Raw genomic sequence first — 19904 nt, forward strand, 5'->3', positions numbered from 1 at the left:
CCAAAGGCGCGCCCCGGTCAATCCCACAGTGGCACCTCCGTGCCCCGGCCCTCGGCGATGGCCCGTTCGGCCAGGGCGTGCGCGACGGCGATATCGGTGAGGACCAGGCCGCTGTTGTAGACGAACAGCCGTTCGTCGGCACCGGTGCGCGCGGTCGCGCGGCGGCCCAGAATCGCCGGCAGTTCGGCGTCGACCGAGCGCAGCCGCCCGTCCGGGCCCGCCATATCGGTGCCGGTCAGCGCCATCTGCTCGGCGCTGGTGGCGATCACGCGATCGGCGTCGGTGAGCGTCGAGGGCGCCAGTCCGTAACCGACCAGCACGGCCACCGAACCCGGTGCCAGATCATCGGATTCGAGGGCGACCTGCGTGCCGGGCCCGGCGGTCGCCAGCACCACATCGGCCGTCCCCGCCGCGGCGCGCGGATCGTCGACCACATCGAGATCCAGGTGCGGTGCGTGCGCGCGCAGGTGGGTGCCCACCGCTTCCAGCCCCTCGGGATGGGTGCCGTACACCATCAACCGGTTCAACTGCGGATTCGCGGCGAGCAAGTGCGGCAGCGCGTTTCGGCCCTGGGTGCCGGTGCCGATCAGCAGCACGCTGCGCGCGCCCGGCCGCACCGTCTCGCGAACCAGCAGCGCCGAGACCGCCGGCGTGCGCAGCGCGCCCACCCGCGCGCAGTCCATCATCGCGATCGGGGTGCCGGTCGCGTCGTCGTAGAGGGTGATGGTGGTGTAGTAGCGCTTGGTGCTGCGGTCGTGACTCGGATCGAATTTGTACGAGGTCTTCATCGCGACCACCCGGCGGCGGCCGTCGCGCCCGAGCATCGCGTACGCCACCGACCAGCCGTCCGGATGCGCCACACTGAGCTTGCGGGGGTTGTCCGAATCACCCTGTGCCAGGGCCAGATAGGCGTCCTCGACGGCGCGCACCACCTCGTTGGGGGCGATCGGGACATCGGCGAGATCGCTGCGGCTGAGTACGCGCAACGGGGTGGGGCGGCTGCTCACTGCGTTCCTCGGTTCACTGGTCGGTTCATCGGGACGAGATATTCGGTGCCGCGTCGGGATTCGGAGCGAACGGCCGCACCGTCCGCTGTCCGTATCCGCTTTCACCGGCCTCGGCCGGTGCGCGGCGGCGTGCCAGCCGGATGTTGACCCGTTTGAGCCAGCGGTCGGTCCCGTCGTATCGGGGGGTGAACGGAACCCGGCCGTGCACGACGACATCATTGTCCATCAGCAGCAACTCACCCGGCTCCAACACCGTGCGGTGACATACTCGTTCCAATTCCGCGCCGAGATGAGCGTAGGCGCAACGGTATTCGGGGCTCGCGTCGTCGAGTGGGGTGTAGGCGGGGTCGTAGCGCAGGGTCGCCCCACCGTCATCGGCGGCGACGGTGGCCACCGGGGCAGGGCGGTGCTCGCTGAAATCCTCGCCGTAGGAGACGTCGGGCAGGATGGGCAGTGTCGGTTCGGCGAGCAGCCGGCGCCCGTCCGCATTCAGGTTCACCTGGCGGACCGAGGACACGGTGGTGCCCACCCGATCGGGATTGCGCAGACAGCCGAGCAGCAGCAGATGGGCGCGCTCGGGATGGAAGGCATCCTCGGTGTGCGGGCTCAGCAGGGTGGTGCTGCTGGCGCCGGACTGTTCGTGTTCGTGGCCGGGGGTGGGGAGGATGTTGTTGACCAGCCGCCCACCCTGCTGGCCCTGCCAGCCGAACGGCTCGCCGGCGCAGCTGGCGAGCAGCAGCAGGGCGATATCCAGGCGAAACGACTCCGAGCAGGCCGGTTCGGCGGCATGGAACCAGTCGGGCGGCGTCGGGCCGAGCTCCTCGTCGCGCACTGGCAGGCGTCCGATGATCGTCGCGCCGGCGGGGGTGTCGGGCGGTCGCAACGCGGTGCGCACCGCCGCCGGAAGTTCGGCGGCGTAGGCGTCCACGAGCCGGATCAACGCCGGATCCGAGAGGGTGCGGCGGATCGGCGCGGAACCACCGAGGGTGCGGTCGAGTGTGATCGCAATCTCTTCGGCCGAACAGAACACGGCCGCCGCGGCTTCGGGTGCGAGCGTACGGCGGTCGATCGGTTCGGTTTCTTCGTGCTGGGGTGTCTTACGTTCGGGGAGAACGTTTTTCACCAGGAGTTCCCTTCCTCGCAATGGGGATGAAGCAGGTGGTGAAGACTCGGACTGCGAAGTTAGTCGCTCCACTGATCTTAAGCAAGGCTTACCTAAAGTTGGCCGCTGAACATAGCGTTTCGGTATGGAACAGAGGAGAGGGAAAGGTAGCTGATCGTATGCCGGGTCGGGTGGGGTGCGCCGTCACGGTGTGTGCCATCCGCGCGCGAATCTGGATGATGGAAACGTGCGTTCGACCATCCCCGGATTCCGGCCCCTCGCGTTCGCCGCCGTCGCGGCTGTCGCGCTGCTGTCCGGATGTGCGGGAACCGATAACCTGCCCCCGATTCCGGACGGAATTCCGCCCGGTGCGGGCGCACCGGTCCCGCCGATCGACCTTGATGCGCCCGGTCGCAGTGCCGAACAGTTGCGTGGCTGGGCCGAGGGGCAATCCGACGCGCTCGGCATCCCCACCGTCGCGCTCGAGGCCTACGGATACGCGGCCGAGGTGATGGCTCGTTCGCGTCCCGACTGCGGCATCGGCTGGACCACCATCGCGGGCATCGCGCGGGTGGAGAGCAAACACGGTCGCCACGGCGGTTCCGAGCTGGATGCCGACGGTGAAGTCCGGCCGCCGATCCGCGGCATCCCCTTGGACGGATCACCCGGTGTCGCAAGGATTCTCGACGACGAGGCCACCGCACGCACCGGAACCCCGGTCTACGTGCGTGCCGAGGGGCCGTTCCAATTCCTGCCCGAAACCTGGCAGCACTGGGGTGTGGACGCCAACGGGGACGGTCGCGCCGACCCGGACAGCATCGACGACGCCTCGCTGACCGCCGCGCGTTACCTGTGTGCCAGCGGCGGCGATCTGCGCACCGCGCAGGGCTGGCAGAAGGCGGTGCTGACCTACAACCAGTCCACTACCTATATGGCAACCGTGCGGACGAAGGCAGCGGCATACAGCGTCGGCCGCCGGGCCTGAGGATGCCGGGACGGCGCGCCACGATCGCCGCGTGCGGCGCGCGGACGACGGCGCCGCGCTGGCGGCCGGCCGGCCGGAGAGCCCGAATCCGACCGGAGTCGTTGTCTCCGCGAACGACCGGGAGTGCGCGCGGACCGGTGTCGTGCGTGCCGGACCGTACCCATTAGGCTCGCAGGCGCACGGGCCCGCCGTGCGACCTGCTCATGGACGGCGGTGGGCAGGGCCCCTGAATTGATTGTCAGCAGCCGAAGGAGTGTCGTTTCGTGGCCATCATCGAACAGGTCGGAGCTCGCGAGATCCTGGATTCACGCGGTAACCCCACCGTCGAGGTCGAGATCGCTCTCGACGACGGCACGCTGACCCGCGCGGCAGTGCCGTCCGGTGCCTCCACCGGCGAGCATGAGGCCGTGGAGCTGCGCGACGGCGGCGACCGCTACGGCGGCAAGGGTGTCCGCAAGGCCGTCGAGGGCGTGCTGGACGAGATCGCACCGGCCGTGATCGGCCTGGACGCGGTCGAGCAGCGCACCGTCGACCAGGTGCTGCTGGATCTGGACGGCACCCCGGACAAGTCCCGCCTGGGCGCCAACGCGCTGCTGGGCGTCTCGCTGGCGGTGGCCCGCGCGGCCGCCGAGTCCTCGGGCCTGGAACTGTTCCGCTACCTGGGCGGGCCGAACGCGCACGTGCTGCCGGTGCCCATGATGAACATCCTCAACGGTGGCGCCCACGCCGACACCAGTGTCGACGTGCAGGAATTCATGATCGCCCCGATCGGTGCGCCCACCTTCCGCGAGGCGCTGCGCTGGGGTGCCGAGGTCTACCACGCCCTCAAGGCCGAGCTGAAGTCCAAGGGCCTGTCGACCGGTCTCGGTGACGAGGGCGGTTTCGCCCCGGATCTGGCCGGCGGCACCCGCGAGGCGCTGGACCTGATCGCCTCGGCGATCGGCAAGGCCGGCTACAACCTCGGCAGCGATGTCGCGCTGGCTCTCGATGTGGCCGCGACCGAGTTCTACACCGCCGGAACGGGCTACAAGTTCGAGGGCACCGAGCGCACCGCCGAGCAGATGGCCGAGTTCTACAACGACCTGCTGGGCGCGTACCCGCTGGTCTCGATCGAGGACCCGCTGTCGGAGGACGACTGGGACGGCTGGGTCGCGCTGACCGATCTGATCGGCGACAAGATCCAGCTGGTCGGCGATGACCTGTTCGTCACCAACCCGGAGCGGCTCGAGGACGGCATCGCCAAGGGCGCCGCCAACGCGCTGCTGGTGAAGGTCAACCAGATCGGCACCCTCACCGAGACGCTGGACGCGGTCGAGCTGGCCCACCGCAACGGCTACAAGACCATGATGAGCCACCGCTCGGGCGAGACCGAGGACACCACCATCGCCGATCTGGCGGTCGCGGTCGGCAGCGGTCAGATCAAGACCGGCGCCCCCGCCCGCAGCGAGCGCGTCGCCAAGTACAACCAGCTGCTGCGCATCGAGGACGCGCTCGGTGATTCGGCTCGCTACGCCGGTGACGTCGCATTTCCCCGGTTCGTCTTCGAGGGGTAGTAGCCTCGTCAACGGTTGTGGCGTGCGGGGCCGGTCGATACAGCGGCCGGTCACCGGGCGGAACCGTTGCGCTGTGCGGTCGAATCGCAGCGCCGCTATGGAGGCAGGCGATTTCGAGGTGTGGGGATGACGGAGCGACGGGCGCGCGGTACCAGTCCGGCAGGACGCGGTGACCGCCGCTCGACGCGGTCGCCTCGGCCCGAACGGGCCGCGAACGGCTCCGCGCGCACGTCCGCCGGCAAACGGGCCGCGCAACGACGCCCGGCCGGCACGAAATCCGAACCGCGCACCACGCGCGCGAAGTCGAAGAAGTCCGAGGATCGCCACGATCGCCGGATTCTGGGGCTGTCCACCGGGCGGGCGGTCATCCTGGCCGCGGTGCTGTGCGCGCTCGCGCTGACCCTCGCCGTACCGATGCGCACGTATTTCAGTCAGCGTTCGGAAACCGCGCAATTGGCCGAACAGCGCCGCGATCTGGAAAACGATCTGACGCGGCTGCGCGACCGCCGCGCACAACAGGAAGATCCCGCCTACATCCGCTCCGAGGCCCGCGACCGGCTGCGGCTGGTGATGCCCGGTGACACTGCCTACATCGTGCAGGTGCCCGGTATCGAGCAGCCCGCGGTGCCGGTGCCGACGAGTCAGGCCCGCCGCCCCGATCCCTGGTACACCCAGCTGTGGCGCAGTATGTCGGACCCCCAGCCCACCTCCACCTCCACCTCCACGCCGGCGCCCCCGCCGCCCCCTCCCCATCCTGAAGGAGAACCCCGGTGACCGACCCCGCTACGCCCGAGCCCTCGTCCGGCGGGGCGCGTGCCGAGCGGGGTGCGCCCGCCGAGGCGGATCTCGAGATCGTGGCCCGCCAGCTCGGCCGAGAGCCACGCGGGGTCCTCGCGATCGCCTATCGCACACCCGACGGCCAACCGGCGGTCGTGAAGACCGCGCCGCGTCTGCCCGACGGCACCCCGTTCCCCACGCTCTACTACCTCACCGATCCGCGCCTGACCGCCGAGGCCAGCCGGCAAGAGGCCGCCGGGCTGATGCGCGGGATGACCGAACGCCTGGCCGCCGACCCGGAACTGGCCGCCGCCTACCGCGCCGCGCACGAGAGCTACCTGTCCGAGCGCAACGAAATCGAGTCGCTGGGAACAGATTTCAGCGGTGGCGGGATGCCGGAGCGGGTCAAGTGCCTGCACGTGCTGATCGCGCATTCACTGGCCAAGGGCCCTGGGCTGAACCCGCTCGGTGACGAGGCGGTCGCCCTGGCGGCCGATACCGGACTGCGCGGCACCGCGATTCCGCGAGACTGGCCGAAATACGAGCAGTATCAATCGAATACCGATGCGGGAGACAGTGATGAGTGACCGGGTTGCCGCCGTCGACTGCGGCACCAATTCCATCCGGCTCCTGATCGCCGATGTCGGCGCGGACGGCCATCTCACCGACGTGCACCGCGAAATGCGGATCGTGCGACTCGGCAAGGGCGTGGACGCCACGGGGGAATTGAATCCGGAGGCGATCGAACGCACCCGCGTCGCCCTGCACGACTACGTCGACCGCATGATCGAGACCGGAGTGAGCCGGGTGCGGATGGTCGCCACCAGCGCCACCCGCGACGCGCGCAACCGCGACGACTTCTTCACCATGACCGGGGTGGAACTGGGGCGCGTCGTGCCGGGCGCTCAGGCCGAGGTGATCACCGGTGACGAGGAGGCGCGGCTCTCGTTCGCGGGCGCGGTCGGCGAATTGTCCAGTGCCGAAGGTCCGTTCGTGGTCGTCGATCTCGGCGGCGGGTCCACCGAGGTGGTGCTCGGCGACAGCTCCGGCGTGCAGGAGGCCTACTCGACCGACATCGGCTGCGTGCGGATCACCGAACGCTGCCTGCACGGTAATCCGCCGACCGGCGAGGAGGTCGCGTCGGCGCGGTTCTTCGCCTCGCAGCAGCTGGCCCAGGCCTTCGGCGTGGTTCCGGTCGAACGCGCCCGCACCTGGGTCGGTGTGGCCGGCACCATGACCACGATCGCCGCAGTCGCACTGGACCTGCCCGAATACGATTCGGATCGGGTGCATTTGACCCGTCTCACGTTCGATCGGCTCCGCGAGGTCTGTCACCGTCTGATCGGGATGAACCACGACGAACGCGCCGCTCTCGGACCCATGCACCCGGGCCGGGTCGACGTGATCGGCGGCGGTGCGGTGATCGCCGAGGTACTGGCCGACGAGTTGGCGCGCCGCGCGGGGATCTCCGAGTTGATCGTGAGCGAGCACGACATTCTCGACGGGATCGCGCTGTCGATCGCCTGAGGCGGGCCGGAGGCGGCAGCGCCGCGTCACCACGCAGGTCCGGTCCCCCGGGCGAGATCAGCACCGTCTGAGGGGCCGCGACATCCCGGATGATCGGCGTTTCGCGCGATCGCCGTACCCCGTTGCTGGACAATTGCGTCTCATGAGCAGGGTGGAACCCGTCCCGGGAGAGCAGGCGTCGCCGGAGACACGCACGATATTCGGCCATCCCATCGGGCTGGTCAATTTGTTCGGAGTGGAGCTGTGGGAACGGTTTTCGTTCTACGGCATGCTCACCATCCTCGGGTACTACCTGTACTACTCGCTGACCGACGGCGGGCTCGGGCTGGAGAAATCCACCGCGACGGGCATCGTCGGCGCCTACGGCGGACTGGTGTATCTGTCGACCGTGCTCGGTGGCTGGCTGGCCGACCGGGTGCTCGGGATGGAGCGGACCGTCTTCTACGGCGGCGTCGTGGTGATGGCCGGGCATATCGCGCTGGCGGTGCTGCCGGGATTGACCGGTGTCGGCGTGGGGTTGGTGCTCGTCGCGCTCGGCTCCGGCGCGTTGAAGGCCAATGCGTCCTCACTTCTGGGCACGCTCTACGAGAAGGGTGACCCGCGCGCCGACGGCGGTTTCACGCTGTTCTATCTCGGCGTGAATCTGGGCGCGTTCGTCGGCCCGCTGATCACCGGTCTGCTGCAGACCCACCTCGGATTCCACTACGGATTCGGGGCGGCGGCGGTCGGCATGGCGCTCGGACTCACCCAGTACGTGATCTTCCGGGGCAATCTGGGTACCCACGGGCGGGAAGTGCCGAACCCGTTGCCGCGCAGCCAGATCGGGAAGGTGATCGCCGTCGTGCTGGTCGTCGCGGTGGTGGTCGCCGTCGCGATGTGGACCGGGCTGGTCCGGTTGTCGAATCTGTCGTGGGTAACCACCGGCGTGATCGCGGCGGTATCGATACTCTATTTCGGATTGATGTTGGCCAGTCCGAAAGTGGTTGCGGTGGAACGAGTCCGAGTGCGGGCCTTCATACCGCTGTTCATCGCCAACGCCGTGTTCTGGTCGCTGTTCCAGCAGATCTTCACGGTGCTGGCCGTCTACTCCGACGAGCGAATGAACTGGACGCTGTTCGGCTGGACCGCACCGGCGAGCTGGATCGGCTCGGAGGAACCGATCTGGGTCATCGTCCTGTCGCCCTTGTTCGCGCTCATGTGGACCCGCCTGGGCACCCGAGCCCCCACCACGCCCCGAAAGTTCGCCTACGGCGTGATGGGGATGGGCGCATCGTTCCTCCTGTTCGTCCCCCTAGCCGGCTTCGAGGACACAACCGTTCCCGCCCTGCTCGTCCTCGTCATCCTGGCCGGCTTCGCCATCTCCGAACTGCTGCTGTCCCCGATCGGCCTCGCGGTTACCACTCAGCTCGCCCCCGAGGCCTTCCGAGCCCAGATGATGGCCCTGTACTTCTTCTCCGTCGGCATCGGCACCTCGATGTCCGGCGTCCTGTCCGAGTTCTACGACACCAGCCACGAAGTCGCCTACTTCGGCATCACCGGCCTGGTCGCGATCGCAGTGGGAATCGTCGTTTACTTCCTAGCCCCGCAGGTCAGCCGCTTGATGGAAGGCGTGCACTGAGCAAATCCCCGGACAATTCCGAGACGGGCGTACGACTTAGGTACGCTATCCCAGCCGCCCCCGTAGCCCAATTGGCAGAGGCAGCGGACTTAAAATCCGCACAGTGTCGGTTCGAGTCCGACCGGGGGCACCTCATTCGGCCTGGTAGAGGCGTTTTCTGGGTCTTCAGTCGCCTTGCGGAGCCTTGAAATGCCACTCCCGTCCCACCCTGCATGCGGGTTACGGTGCGGGCGGCTGGTCGTATTCGTGCTGGGTGCGCTCGGGCCAGAAGATCGCGCCAACGATCACCAGCAACGGCAGCCCTACCGCGATCACGAGCCCGAGAGTGTCAGCGCTCATCAGTTGGCCCAGGCGCGCAGGCACCACAGCGGCTGCGGGGGAACGTGGTCCTCGCCTTCCAGCGGTTCGACGTCGACCGTGTAGTCGGGGTTCCAGTTCTTCAGCGCGGCGGGAACTCTCGCGATTACATCGGGGCTGGCGGTGTACATGAGCGTCGGCGGACGTCCCTTGCCGAATTCGACTTTCACCAGCCGCTGTGGAAGCTGCTTGCTGCCCTCGTCCATCGCGCCGCCCCTCCTCGATTGGGTTGTGAGCACACCCGGTATCGAGGGGTCATCGCCATCTCCCCGATACCGGGTGCTTGACGAAAAGCCTTATTGATGTTCGCCTATCGAAAGGCTAGGGAGGGAATAGGGAATTACCCTTGAGGACATGAGCGCTGCGCCCCACGCCGGACAGACCATTGCGGCTGAGCGGAAACTCGCGGGTCTCAACCAGCGGCAATTAGCCGACCGCGCGAACTACAGCCTGGCGATGGTCAAGGCGGTGGAGCAAGGCCGGGAGCCTGCCAGCCCGGCGTTCCTGGCTGCCGCTGCGCGGGTGCTGCGCGTGGAACCCGAGCGGCTCACTGGCACGCCGTACCGCGACCTTATCGAGAAGGACGGGCCGCTGGAGGGACTGGCCGAGCTTCGAGCCGTGCTGGCGGAGGGCCGGTACGTGCGGGCCGTTGAGCCGCCGTCGCTGAGCGAGCTTGCCGCCGAGATGGGCGCTGTCGACCTTGCCTACCGGAATGACAAGGGCCGCATAGCTCTCGCGCGAATGCCGGGCCTCCTTCGCCATTTGTACGGTGCTCTGCACGAGGCCCGCGAAGACGAGCGAGGGCAGGTGTTCTCGTTGTTGTGCGCCGCATACGTGACCACGGAACGGCTGTGCAGGCGGTTCGGCTTTATCCAGCTCGCTCCGACTGTGCTCGACCGGCTCGAATGGGCTGCTGAGTCGGCGGACGACCCGTTGTACGAGGCGCAAGCCAAGGTGAAGCGGGCGCGGGTCCTGATGTACCACGACGCGAACGACACTGGGCTCCGACTCGTCGAAGACGCCCTCGACGAGATTGAAGGAGACGGCGAAGCTGCGAATGCAGTGCGCGGCTACGCGCACCTGTGCGGGGCGATTGTGGCCGCCCGGGGTATGCGCTCCGATACCGCCGCCGAACACATCGAACACGCGCGACGCCTCGCCCCGACGATGCCGGGTGAATCCGAGCTGTACGGCACGTTGTTCGGGCCGACGAACGTTGGAATTCATTCTGTAGCAGTGGCATTGGAGGCTGGAGATCCCGCCAGGGCGGCGCGGGAAGGATCGTCTCTCGTGCTCCCCAAGGAAATCGCACCGCCACGTGCGGGGCACCACTGGCAAGACGTGAGCCGCGCATGGCTCATGATAGGCAAACCGGATCAAGCGCTGGACGCGCTGAATCGGGCGCGGCGGATTGCCCCGCAGCAGACCCGCCTGCACCCGTCGGTCCGAGAAACGGTCTATGGAATCGCTGCGGCACAACGCCGACAGTCCAACAGCCTTACCGGGTTCGCTAGCTGGCTGGGCGTCCAACTCTGACCGCAGTGTCGGTGCTTGGTGACAGAATCGCGGCGTGTCGCCTCAAGTAATCGAGATTGTGCAACATTCGCCCGCATGGTGGCAGGCTTGGCTGCCGCTATTGAGTTCGGTGATCGTCGCGGCAGCTGCCTTTACGGGCGTTCTAATCAGCAATCGGACCAACCGAGCAGCGATAGCTGCTGCCGACGACCGGTGAGGGGCCGGGAATTTCTCGGACAGCGAGATTTTTGATCAGCTCAAGCTGCCTGATTCCGATCGAACCATTCTGACTCTACTTCGTTCGGTGTTCGGTAGTCAATTGCGGAGTGAATCCGAATCTGGTTGTACCGCAGCTCGATATAGCGGGTGACATCCTTGCGGGCGTGTTCCCGGGTCGGGTATTGGGTTCGGTTCACGCGCTCGTTCTTCAGGGTGCCGTTGAACGATTCTGCCCACGCGTTGTCATAGCAGTTCCTGTGCGGCCTACCGACCGTAGGATGCCGAGCTCTTTCGCCACTGCCGCGAATTCAGCGGAAAGATACTGGCTGCCGCGGTCGCTGTGAAAAATTGTCTTTCCGGCGGCGAGGGGCAGGTTCCGGGCGGCCATGCGCAGTGCCTCGGTGACCAATTCGGTGCGCATGTGATCAGCCATCGCATAGCCGACGACCTTCTTCGAAATAACAGTCGAGCACTGTGGCGAGATACAGCCATCCTTCCCAGGTTCGGATGTAGGTGATGTCGCCGACGAGTTTGCGTCCGGGCGCGTCGGCGGTGAAGTCGCGCGCCACCCGGTCCGGCAGGTCGGCGGCGTCGCCGGCGACGGTGGTGACCGGCCGGAACGGCCGGGGCTGGCACGGCACCAGCCCCGGCTGGCGCATGATTTTCCGGACAGTGTCCGGATCGACCTTGTTTCACCCAGTTCCGGATCGTCTGATCAGTTACCCCGCAATCGCGTGCGACATCGGCGACCGGTCGAGACTTCTCGACCACCTCACGTGCCGCTGTTTCCCGGAACTCCGGGCTGAACTGACGCGACTTCTTCTGTGCCACAAACAACTCCGTTCAGTTACCCAAATTCTACTTTGGGTCACTGTTCGAGAAAGTTCCGGCACCTCAACTTGGAGGCGGCGTATCTGCTGCTGATCGAAGACTGCTGAGCCTCAAACCCTGCCACTTCACCCCCTGACGGAGGTCGCCCCAGTGATAGTCAAACTACCGTCCAAAGACGAACTGCTGGAAGCGTGCAACGGCACCGTGCGGATGAACCATCCGGTCCTCCACACTGCCCGCAAACTGGCCGCGCTCCATACCGCCCGCAGGATCGCCACCCATCACAATATCCACGAATCAGATCGGTCCCGTGCCGATCTGGTGCGTGCAATCGACTGCTGGGTGGTGGCGAATCTGCCGCAGGCGGGGGGCGCCTCATACCTTCACACCGAGTCGGTCGGAATGGTCATCGACCGCATCGCCCAATACTGCGTGGACGCGCAGACCGCGCTGAATAGCCCTGTGGCCGAGCCGAACCGCCACTTCCTCTGGCAGCGACTCGCCGAACTCGCCGTCGCCTACACCGACTTGGCCTTCGAGATCAGCGCAGGCCTCCGCAGACTGCCGACCCTCACGTATCCGTGGACAACGCTCGACGCCGTCAATAGCCGAGCGCGTGAGATGGATTCATGGTCATCGTCGGGGTCGTGTTCGCCTGTTCGGCCTCGCGAGTATGACCTGCCCCGAACAAGTTTGGCGGAAAAACGCAAGGCTGGGAGTAGAAGAATCCCGACGCGAACGAGCCCAGCGAAGCCGCCTACCTCCAGAAGGCTTTGGGCCCTCTCTTCGGTGGCATCGTCCTGATCGTGGTCGGCTTCAGATTGTTCTGATCTGAGTACAAGCTCAAACGCGCTTGCCCGTAACGAAGTTGCGTTGACGCGACCCGATGTGGGTGCCAGGGGTCGGCACGTCGGGCCCTCTGTCGGCGGGAACCAGTGCCTTCCTCCTGATAGCCTTCTTCGCGACAAGAATCTGTGAGGGGCCCCGGAGATGGCGGACGAGATCGACTACGGCCAGGCTGAGATTCAGGCGTTCAACAACTTGGCGGCGGCTGGGGGAGTGCGCTACGACGAGGCTGCAGCCAAAAAGGCAGTTCAGCTCTATCAGAATGCCATAGACAGGCTTACTGCTATCCAGAGAAAACTGGGAACAGTGCAGAACGCCGGTGGCTTCGGTGGATTCCAAACCGGTAGAGAGTTGCAGCAGGGATTCTCGCGCAAGGCCAGCGACGGAATTTTTGTGGTGCAGCAATTGATCGACGGTGCCATGCAACTTCAAGAAGCATATCTGCGGGCCGGCAATCTCATCAGCGAGGCTGACTCGCTAAACCAAAAACGAATTGCGATGACGTCGGCGCCACCCGCTCCGGGAGGAATGTAAAATGAAAGTAAGCGGTCTGGCGATTGTGCTGGCTGCAAGTGCGGTCGTTCTGAGTTCATGCGCAGCCGGGGGCGGTGATTCTGATCCTGCCAATACTGAACAACCATCGACCAGTTCGGGCCCGAGCGTAGCGGTGTCTGTCAAACCCGCCCCCGAACAGGATCCTGATGGCAGACAACCGGTAAAATTCGATCCTTGCCTCAAGGTTGGTGACTCTACGATCAAGAGTGCCGGTTTTGATCCGCAGACGAGAGAACGTGCCGACCAGGTGCATACCGGATACGCATTTATTGGATGCTCTTTCGAGCGTAGAGAAGATGTCTACGGTTCGCCACATCGAGTGGGGTCACTTACCATTTCCTCCACGGACATTACTCTCGACCAATTTCGTCAACGCGAAAACGGTAAGGCTACCGAAGTGAACGTTAATGGTCGACCTGCGATTACCTACAAGGGAATGGGTCCGGAGACCTGTTTCGTTACGATGACCGGTCCCGATGCAACCATAAGTCTGCAATTGGACAGCATGAGTGCATTGACTGGGTGGCGGTCATGTGATCATGCCCAGGAAATCGCCTCGACCATCGAAGCCGCATTGCCGAAGTAGTGTCTCTTGGCGATAAGGCGTACTCCCCGAATATGAAAGTTCTCATTCGGCCCATCCCGGGCTGAACGGCTCAATCTTGGGTGGCTCGTTTTCGGTCCGGGTCGGCTTCGGCGGTTGCGGGCCGCCCCAGCGCGATTCAGCCCAGTCGACACAGGGCTTTCGATAGTTGTCGTATTCGTACTGGTAGTGGACCAAGGCGAATCTTGAAAAGACATCGTGGTTAGGTCGAGCCGAACGGTCGGGTGGACCGGGAATTATCGGTCCTGAAGGAACCTTCGCTGGCTGGCTATTCTTCGCTGTGCTGTCTACTTCGCCTGCGAGTCCTATTGCGATGGCTTCCAGATTCTGCTTGCGGTTCGCGGGGTCGGGGTAAGGGTACTTCCCATCGACCTTGGTGGCCGTTTCAGACATATCTTTACATACGATCCATCGTGAATCGTGGTCAAGCTTCAAATGGAGATACGCTGTTCCGACGCCCGCGCGCATTGGATGGTCTCGAACGGCATCATAGTTTCCGCCGTCATCGACGTATCGCCAACCAGGATACCCGTAGTCTCGGTCCAAAAATTCCGCAATGGTATTGCTCTCGATAGTTGCGCGGACAATCTGCATATCGGGCGACTGCAAATCGATGCCGCTGTCCGCCGACCAGCGGAAGGAGATAGACCAGGGAGGTATGCTTGCCTTCTCTTCTTTCCCATCCCCTGTGCTACTACATGAAGTCGCGAAGGCCAACAAGATGACCAGGGGTGCAGTATATCGGCGGAATAGCTTCCATTGAAACATTATTGCCCCTTCAGTACGCGACTCTTGTACATCTCCTCGGATTTGGTGAACGCGTCATTGTCAAAGCGTTGGTCAACGGTTGCAATGCGGAATTTGTCGGTGTCGACGCCCAGTCCATCGAGCCATGCGTCGGCCGCTGAAGAGAAGTGGTTTTGCGCTTGAAAGTTCCGCTCGGTCCCCGGCTGTCCCACGATCTCCTCGTAACTTTTGAGACGACCATTTTCGAGCCATTCGGATGGAAATTGGTCTGCTTGATTCGGGACATGCTGAAATAGATTCGGGTCCTGTTGAGCTTTGGCTTGGAGCATCGAATAGAACATCTGACTCCTCAGGTCGTTCCGAACGATCTCCTGCTGTTCTTTCGGAATATACGTGTCTTCCGGTTTTATTCCGTCGGCGATAACTTTGCCCGCCACATCGATCGCCGTTCCTGCGAACGGCGCTTTCTCGCCAACTCCGTCGGAGAGAATGCTGGCAGCGATATCTACGCCGAGCTTCTTTCTTCCAGCGCTTTCCGCGGCTGCGTCGGTATCGTTCAGATGACGATCGTATGCCTCCGCTCGCAATCCTTGCTCCTGGTACGCCAAGAGTCGTCCGGCGGCTTCGGTATAAAGACCGCGGTCATTGGAATGCAGCCCGGACGCAGCCGCGTACTGCGCTGCGTAATCGTTCGTTCGCTGTGTGATCGCGGCATTCCATGCGCCTGATGACACCGGATCAGTGTTGAACAAGGCGGACAACCGCACCGCCTGAAGATCTCTGTTTTCGCTCGTGCTATCACGAAGCGCGAACCCTGATGTTGGGTCGCCCGGCGCACCTGCGATATTGTCCAGGTAGGGAATCATTGCACCGGTCAGCTGGCGAGTCAGTCCAGGATTGATCTGCCCGATGGATTGGCGGTCGTGGCCGGGCATGTTCATCAACGCCTCGAACGGCCCGATCTTGCCGTCCTTCCCATCGGTGTCTGCAGTCAGCAGTGCTGCCAACCCGGAAGCTGCGCGGCCGGCCATATGCGACTGGTCGGCTGTTACTTCGGGATGCCCATCGGTTGCGGGATGCGGAGTCGCCTGCTCGCCAATCCAATTGAACAGCTGGGGCGGCTGCTTGCCGTTGGAGTCGTCCCAGTCGTATTGCAGCAGCGGTTGGATGACCTTCTTGGGGTCGTAGCCTTGGTCCAGCGGCACGGAACCTGGCTCGGTCTGGCCTGTGAGTAGTTGCGTGGTGGCTTCGTGGTTGCGGCTCGAGACTTCCAGGTAGTCGCGCATGACGCCCTCCATCGAGGAGCGCTCGATCGGTTTCCCCGGCATGTTCACGGTGTCGTTGGTCATGCCTGGCGTTCCGAGGGCTGCCGCCTGGCGCGTGAGTTCACGTGAGAACTCGGTGCCGGGTTCGAACCCAGGGTTGGTCTGCTTGATCAGATCCCCGAAGCGCTTGGTTTCATCGAGGAATCGGTGCTGACCGGCGAGCTCCGAGTCCGGCGGGCAGGTCGGGTAGGTCGTGGCATTGGCGTCCGGGCCGCCGACTCGCGTCGACACCAGCTTGCGGAGGTCGTCCGGAAGCTGCTTGTAGCTGCCAGGTGATTGCAGCGACCCGTCCGGGTTGCGCCCGGTGCCGATGCGTTCGTTCGATACGACCATGAGCCCGTTGGCAAGTGCGTCTCGCCGGGCCGCGGCCACCGGATTGCCGCTGTCCTCTTGGCCCTTCAGATAGTCGTTCATCGCGAGGATGCCGTCCTTGCCAGCGCCTTGATAGAACTCGCGGTAGTACGCCTGGGTTGAGGCGGGAAGCGTCGCGACGTCCTTGCCATTGGCGAGGTCCTCTAGATCCTGCTCGGTGAGGACGCCCTCGGGCAGATGTCCGGCGATCTCTTCCAGCTTGGCCTTATCGACGGTGCCGTCTGGGCGGACGGCGTCGTGGACCGCTTTGCCGTCGTCATGGCCGAATTTCGCTGTGTCAGAGGGGGTTACCGATGCATCGATGCCTTGGCCGAGTAGATCGCCGCGCCCGCGAATCTTCTCTGCTGCGTTCGTGATTGCGGTGGCGACCTCGCTGATGGCGCCGGCCAGGCTGTAGTACGCGGTATTGATCAACCCTTGGTGGTGGTCGATGCGTTCTTTGGTTTTGCGCAGGTCGTCTTGGATTTGGGAGCCGCTGAGGATGGCCTGTTTGGTTTGGACTGCCCACCGGTCGTTGACGATCAGCGCGAGGGGCGATTCGGTGTCGGCTTCCGCGTCGGCGACCTTGCCCAGCAGGATTCGGCGCTCGTCGGCGAGGCGGCCGTCAGCGCCGCGTAGGGCGGCCGTGGCGTCGCGAATTTCCTGGGATAGCTTGCGGCCCTCGGTGTTCTCTTCGCTGAAGCGGTCGTAGGCGGCGTCGCGGGCGCCGCCGACCCAGTTCGTGCCGGTGAACTGGGTGAGCATGCGGCCGAGTTGGGTTTCGTAAGTTCCTATGGCCGTGTCGATTTGGGTGGCCCACTCCGACAGCTTGCCGGTGTTCCACTTCTCGACGTCTGGACGTGTTGGCATTACTGGTTCCCCCGGGTGTGGAAGTCCATCGTGTCGAGCAGCTGCTTGAACTGCTCGTCGGTGGCTGCGTACATGTTCGCCGACTTGGTGACGAGGTCCGACAGTGCGCGAATGCGTTCGGCGACTCGGAGCCACGCGCCTTCGGTGAATTCCCCGAGCTGCGCACACGCCGGACCGATGGTGCAGCCGGGGAGGGCTGCGGTGATCTCGTCACCGGTCTTGCGGATAGCGATGCCGTCGACTTGGGTGGCAACATCTTTCAGCGTTCTGACCAGCTTATTCAACTCATCGATATCGGCTTGCAGCACGCTGAGCCTCCCCCTTCGATCCGGCGCCGGGACACCGACTCCGACGGTGCGATCACAGTCACTTCCGCGGGTATTGTGCCATTTACGCCGTTCAGATGTGGACTCCGACCAGGCGAACCTCTGTGTTAGCCTCCAGGTCGGGGGAGCTGTATGTACAGGACGTTGACCGGCAGGGGTGGCACATGAGCGGAGACCACGATCCGCAACCGGGTCCGGCGGCCGATCCGCCGAAGAGCATCTTCGGTCAGATTCAGGACGCTGCGATCCAGGCCAGCATCCAGCCGTTCACTCAGAAGATCACCGACGCCCAGAGGCGCATTCAGCAGGGCGACAGTCGGCTCAGCGAACTCGGCGCGGGTGTCGATCCGGCCTACACCAGCACTGACGATCATTTCGAGGGAATGTCTCACCAGCAGCTGTACGAGGCGGTGCACGGTATCGGCGGGCTGGACCCCAAGGGCCTGCAGACCATGCGGCAGACTTGGTTCGAATGTGCCAGTGAGCTGGAGAACCTGTCCTCTTTCACGTTGATGCTGGGGATGAACAACATCTTCGGACACGGATTGTGGAAGGGCGCCGCCGCTGATGCGGCGCAGGCTGCGTCGGAGCGCTATGCGCGTGTGGCGAATCAGATCGGGCAGGTATTCGAGTCGGTTGCCGGGCGGATGGATGGCGCGGCGTGGGCGGCCGAGGCGGTGCGTAAGGCGGTGCAGCCGCCACCGGGTTCGGTGAACCTCACGCCGAGTGGTGAGAACCCTGGGCAGGCACTACTGCCGCGGCTGCCTGATCCGAAGGACACCGATCAGGCGGATCAGGCGCGGGAAAGGGCTCGCCAGGATGCAATTCGTGCACTGAACAGCATATATACGCCGGTGATACCTCCAGCGGGCGCGAACGTGCCTTCGTATTTGGATGTTTCGAAAGCTACTGCCGGTGACGGCACCTCCGCTTCCGCAGGCGTTACGAACAACGGAACGAATCCTGGTGGTGTGCAAGATAGTTCGATCGCCGCCCCGGATGCCGGCACCGGACCGCAGCAAACGGTCGATCAACCCGCCGAGCAGTCCGGCAATCCATCAGCGGCGGCAAGTCCGGCGGGATTGAATGTGCCGCAAGGGTTGCTGCCCGGCGGTGGTGCTGACTCCGCCGCAACGACAGCGGCAGGTGTGGGGCCCGGCGGCGACTTGGCAGTGCCCGGCGGCGGTGCGAGTAGCGGCCTGAGTGGTTCGGGTCCGGGTTCGCTCGGACCCCAGCACGGCGGTGCTGGATCGGCACGTGCACCCCAGCCTGGATTCAGCGTGAGCGGTGGTCTGGCCGCGGAAGCGCAATCTCAGCTCGGTACGCGTGGAGATACTGCGGCACAAGGGCGTTCGCGGACAGGTTCGATGCCGCATGCACCGCACGCGCAGCGCAAGGACAAGGAAGAAGATCGAGAGCACCTGATGCCCGACTTCTTGAAGGGTGTCCAGCCGGAGTGGACCGAGGGGCTCGAAACTCCGGTCGGTGTCATCGGGGCGGACTCGATCGCCGATTTCGACGGGGATAATTATCCGGGCTCTGCTACCTCGGCGAGCGCGTACTCGCCATCGCCCCCGTACATTCCGACTGACCGCACCAGCAGGTCGTCGATGTATGACGATGACGGTTTCGCCGAGCCCAACCCTCCCGCCACACCACGTCACGCGACCCCGCCGGTCACTGCCTGGCAACCTGATTCCGGATCGTCCTCTTCGTCTAATCAGCCTGATGCACAATCTGATCAGACTGCGTCCAACGATGCTTCGGAAGCAACTGCGGGTCACGGTGACGCCGTTGCGGAGACCGTGCGGGCTACCTCCGCGTTCCAGCCGGGACCGGCCGCGCAACACGATAGTTCCCCCGCGGTGAGCCCCACGCCCGGAGGTGAAGAACCTGAGCAGGTCGCCGACGACGCTGAGCCCGTATACATCGACCTGTCCGGGACCGGACCAATAATGGACAACGAACCCGGTGAGGCTCCGCCGCGGTGAAAACCCAAACGTCCTGGGTATTCACCCCCGATGAGTTTGCTTATGTGTGGGCGTCGGAAACCGGTCTTGCCGGCGATTACCCACATCCGATAAAGGTGATCGAAACACCGACTACCGCAGACGAATACGACCTGACCCGACTGGAGATCAGCGCTCGCTACCCGCGTGGCGCAGACCCCGATCTCACCGGCCCGCTACGAGTACTGGCCAACCCGGACCTGCGCATCATCTGCAACGGATGGTTCCACGGATCTCATCGCAGAGTTCGATCCCTCGCCGCGGCGATTGGCGATCTAGGTGTCGTTCTGTTCCAAAAGTCCGGTGCAACAGCAGACTTCGGCGGCGAGATCAAGCTCGTAGTAACGACTCGCCGCCAGCTCGGCCGTCACATCGCAGCGACGATGCCGACTGTCGCGGCTGGAGCCATTGGACGGCTCGTCGGATACACCCCGCGTGTGCGCGGAGAGCAGCCGCCCAGTTCGTGGCTGCAGGATGATGCTGGCAAACGTCCTGTCGAAGAACGGATCCGGACGTTCCTCCGGCTCGAACGCACCGCTCAAGGCTACCTGCGGATCGACCGCTACCTACACGACCGGCGGCCCTATCCGCCCGCTTTCGTCACCTGGCTCGACATCAGCGACAGCACCCGGGCTGCCGGCCGTTACCTGATCGACGTGAATGACAACGACACAATTGTCACTCCCGCATCGGCAGAGACCATTGCGGACGAACTGTATAGGCGCGCTGAGCTGGATCGGTGGTGACACTGCTCGGAAGCAGCACCGGCACAGACCTCTA

At 64.6% G+C, this 19904-nt stretch carries 21 protein-coding genes, 1 tRNA gene and 1 pseudogene; 13 read left to right on the plus strand and 10 right to left on the minus strand.

Translation table 11 applies throughout. From position 1 onward, the window contains the following. Nucleotides 1-17: 17 nt before the first annotated feature. The gene (locus C5E41_RS12080) at nt 18-1007 is read right to left on the minus strand and encodes an ornithine cyclodeaminase family protein (protein ID WP_181063211.1); all 990 of its coding nucleotides are present in this window, start codon (nt 1005-1007) and stop codon (nt 18-20) included. A 25-nt stretch (nt 1008-1032) separates the two neighbouring features. Beyond that, entirely contained in the window at nt 1033-2130 is a 1098-nt protein-coding gene (locus C5E41_RS12085) for a TauD/TfdA family dioxygenase (RefSeq protein ID WP_104375921.1), read from the minus strand. Between the two features lie 226 nt (nt 2131-2356). On the opposite strand from C5E41_RS12085, the gene C5E41_RS12090 reads away from it, so the two are divergent. The 7 genes from C5E41_RS12090 (at nt 2357) to C5E41_RS12120 (ending at nt 8699) form a co-directional block, all read left to right on the plus strand. Continuing rightward, the gene (locus C5E41_RS12090; protein ID WP_439956500.1) at nt 2357-3094 is read left to right on the plus strand and encodes a lytic transglycosylase domain-containing protein; all 738 of its coding nucleotides are present in this window, start codon (nt 2357-2359) and stop codon (nt 3092-3094) included. A 263-nt stretch (nt 3095-3357) separates the two neighbouring features. Beyond that, on the plus strand, nt 3358-4647 hold the full coding sequence (gene eno, locus C5E41_RS12095) for a phosphopyruvate hydratase (protein WP_104375922.1): 1290 nt from the start codon (nt 3358-3360) through the stop codon (nt 4645-4647). A 126-nt stretch (nt 4648-4773) separates the two neighbouring features. Continuing rightward, nucleotides 4774-5421 (plus strand): FtsB family cell division protein, encoded by a 648-nt coding sequence (locus C5E41_RS12100; RefSeq protein ID WP_104375923.1) that lies wholly within the window; start codon nt 4774-4776, stop codon nt 5419-5421. Beyond that, complete coding sequence (locus tag C5E41_RS12105; RefSeq protein ID WP_104375924.1) at nt 5418-6011, plus strand: DUF501 domain-containing protein; 594 nt, start codon at nt 5418-5420, stop codon at nt 6009-6011. The genes C5E41_RS12100 and C5E41_RS12105 overlap by 4 nt, the downstream gene beginning before the upstream one ends. Further along, nucleotides 6004-6951, plus strand: a complete 948-nt coding sequence (locus tag C5E41_RS12110) for a Ppx/GppA phosphatase family protein (protein WP_104375925.1) — start codon at nt 6004-6006, stop codon at nt 6949-6951. The genes C5E41_RS12105 and C5E41_RS12110 overlap by 8 nt, the downstream gene beginning before the upstream one ends. 142 nt (nt 6952-7093) lie before the next feature. After that, entirely contained in the window at nt 7094-8569 is a 1476-nt protein-coding gene (locus C5E41_RS12115; RefSeq protein ID WP_104375926.1) for a peptide MFS transporter, read from the plus strand. Nucleotides 8570-8625: 56 nt separating this feature from the next. Further along, nucleotides 8626-8699 (plus strand) — tRNA-Leu (locus C5E41_RS12120). Nucleotides 8700-8907: 208 nt separating this feature from the next. On the opposite strand, the gene C5E41_RS12125 is transcribed toward C5E41_RS12120, so the two are convergent. Next, entirely contained in the window at nt 8908-9132 is a 225-nt protein-coding gene (locus C5E41_RS12125) for a hypothetical protein (protein WP_104375927.1), read from the minus strand. 148 nt (nt 9133-9280) lie between these two features. Here C5E41_RS12125 and C5E41_RS12130 point away from each other — a divergent pair, with 148 nt between their 5' ends. After that, on the plus strand, nt 9281-10462 hold the full coding sequence (locus C5E41_RS12130; RefSeq protein ID WP_104375928.1) for a helix-turn-helix domain-containing protein: 1182 nt from the start codon (nt 9281-9283) through the stop codon (nt 10460-10462). 236 nt (nt 10463-10698) lie between these two features. Here C5E41_RS12130 and C5E41_RS35935 read toward each other — a convergent pair whose 3' ends face one another. From C5E41_RS35935 to C5E41_RS35945, 4 genes and pseudogenes are all read right to left on the minus strand, one after another. After that, the gene (locus C5E41_RS35935; RefSeq protein WP_104375929.1) at nt 10699-10968 is read right to left on the minus strand and encodes an integrase core domain-containing protein; all 270 of its coding nucleotides are present in this window, start codon (nt 10966-10968) and stop codon (nt 10699-10701) included. Further along, entirely contained in the window at nt 10869-11093 is a 225-nt protein-coding gene (locus C5E41_RS35940; protein ID WP_104375930.1) for a DDE-type integrase/transposase/recombinase, read from the minus strand. Before C5E41_RS35940 ends, C5E41_RS35935 begins: the two co-directional genes overlap by 100 nt. After that, complete coding sequence (locus C5E41_RS33825) at nt 11086-11319, minus strand: hypothetical protein (protein ID WP_104375931.1); 234 nt, start codon at nt 11317-11319, stop codon at nt 11086-11088. The genes C5E41_RS35940 and C5E41_RS33825 overlap by 8 nt, the downstream gene beginning before the upstream one ends. Before the next feature lie 31 nt (nt 11320-11350). Continuing rightward, nucleotides 11351-11491: pseudogene (locus tag C5E41_RS35945) on the minus strand (transposase); the annotation flags it as partial. 150 nt (nt 11492-11641) lie between these two features. Here C5E41_RS35945 and C5E41_RS12155 point away from each other — a divergent pair. From C5E41_RS12155 to C5E41_RS12165, 3 genes are all read left to right on the plus strand, one after another. Further along, the gene (locus C5E41_RS12155) at nt 11642-12295 is read left to right on the plus strand and encodes a DUF4254 domain-containing protein (RefSeq protein WP_104380012.1); all 654 of its coding nucleotides are present in this window, start codon (nt 11642-11644) and stop codon (nt 12293-12295) included. Nucleotides 12296-12481: 186 nt separating this feature from the next. Then, nucleotides 12482-12871, plus strand: coding sequence for a hypothetical protein (locus C5E41_RS12160; RefSeq protein WP_104375933.1), 390 nt, complete (start codon nt 12482-12484; stop codon nt 12869-12871). Nucleotide 12872: 1 nt separating this feature from the next. After that, a complete protein-coding gene (locus C5E41_RS12165) occupies nt 12873-13478 on the plus strand; it encodes a DUF3558 domain-containing protein (RefSeq protein ID WP_104375934.1) in 606 nt (201 codons plus the stop codon). A 42-nt stretch (nt 13479-13520) separates the two neighbouring features. Here the strand turns inward: C5E41_RS12165 and C5E41_RS33260 are convergent, their stop codons facing one another. From C5E41_RS33260 to C5E41_RS12175, 3 genes are read right to left on the minus strand one after another with little or no spacing between them, the layout of a single operon-like run. Beyond that, a complete protein-coding gene (locus C5E41_RS33260; protein ID WP_146097523.1) occupies nt 13521-14264 on the minus strand; it encodes a hypothetical protein in 744 nt (247 codons plus the stop codon). After that, nucleotides 14264-16789 (minus strand): TPR repeat region-containing protein, encoded by a 2526-nt coding sequence (locus tag C5E41_RS12170; protein ID WP_104375935.1) that lies wholly within the window; start codon nt 16787-16789, stop codon nt 14264-14266. Before C5E41_RS12170 ends, C5E41_RS33260 begins: the two co-directional genes overlap by 1 nt. After that, nucleotides 16789-17097 (minus strand): hypothetical protein, encoded by a 309-nt coding sequence (locus tag C5E41_RS12175; RefSeq protein WP_104375936.1) that lies wholly within the window; start codon nt 17095-17097, stop codon nt 16789-16791. Before C5E41_RS12175 ends, C5E41_RS12170 begins: the two co-directional genes overlap by 1 nt. A gap of 95 nt (nt 17098-17192) precedes the next feature. Here C5E41_RS12175 and C5E41_RS12180 point away from each other — a divergent pair, with 95 nt between their 5' ends. Both C5E41_RS12180 and C5E41_RS12185 read left to right on the plus strand, forming a co-directional pair. Continuing rightward, nucleotides 17193-19106, plus strand: coding sequence for a hypothetical protein (locus C5E41_RS12180; protein WP_219823145.1), 1914 nt, complete (start codon nt 17193-17195; stop codon nt 19104-19106). Next, entirely contained in the window at nt 19103-19870 is a 768-nt protein-coding gene (locus C5E41_RS12185; protein WP_104375938.1) for an ESX secretion-associated protein EspG, read from the plus strand. Before C5E41_RS12180 ends, C5E41_RS12185 begins: the two co-directional genes overlap by 4 nt. The last annotated feature ends 34 nt before the right edge of the window (nt 19871-19904 follow it).

This window comes from Nocardia nova, assembly GCF_002933465.1.
Taxonomy (GTDB): Bacteria; Actinomycetota; Actinomycetes; order Mycobacteriales; family Mycobacteriaceae; genus Nocardia; species Nocardia nova_B.